Origin of the sequence: Blautia sp. MB18-30 (assembly GCF_023669475.1) — a bacterium.
In the GTDB taxonomy this organism is placed as follows: Bacteria; Bacillota; Clostridia; order Lachnospirales; family Lachnospiraceae; genus Blautia_A; species Blautia_A fusiformis.
On the sequence record NZ_JAMOYY010000107.1, the window covers coordinates 1 to 522 of the forward strand.

Annotated in this window: 2 protein-coding genes; both read left to right on the forward strand. The window is 28.4% G+C overall.

Features of this window, described 5'->3' with window-relative positions:
• The coding region (locus NCY57_RS16750; protein WP_250789886.1) for a hypothetical protein at positions 1 to 198 on the forward strand (198 nt) is incomplete at its 5' end.
• Positions 191 to 522, forward strand: a 332-nt coding sequence (locus NCY57_RS16755) for an oligosaccharide flippase family protein (RefSeq protein WP_250789887.1), incomplete at its 3' end; no start/stop codon positions are given. The genes NCY57_RS16750 and NCY57_RS16755, both read left to right, overlap by 8 nt.

A 522-nucleotide genomic window follows, 5' to 3' on the forward strand; every position in this document is an offset into this window, starting at 1 on the left:
TTTTCAAAAAGAAACGATATTTTGACAGCATTATCTGCTTTATTTTGTGCAGCTTTTTCTCTTGGATGGTTTGAGTATTATTTTGTACATACATTTTGGGTGTATTTAATTGCTATAGCAATTTTAGTAAGTGTTATTTTAAAAATGAGAATTACTCCACAAAAACAAAATAGAACAGGAAGATATTTTAATGGATAATAAATCTATTAGTGTAAAGAAAAATTTTATATATAACTCTGCCTTTCAGGTATTAATTTTGTTAGTTCCTTTTGTGACAACTCCGTATGTTTCAAGAGTTTTGGGTGCGGATAACATTGGAAAATACAGTTATGCATCAGCAATGGTTACATATTTTACTTTGCTGGCTGCATTAGGTTCAACTATTTATGGGCAAAGAAAAATTGCGTATTATCGCGACAATAAAGAAGAAATGAGTCAAGTATTTTGGAATACCTTTTTCTTCCGTTGTGTTATGAGTTTAATTTCATTCATCTTATATTTTATATATGCAATTTTTTTTGA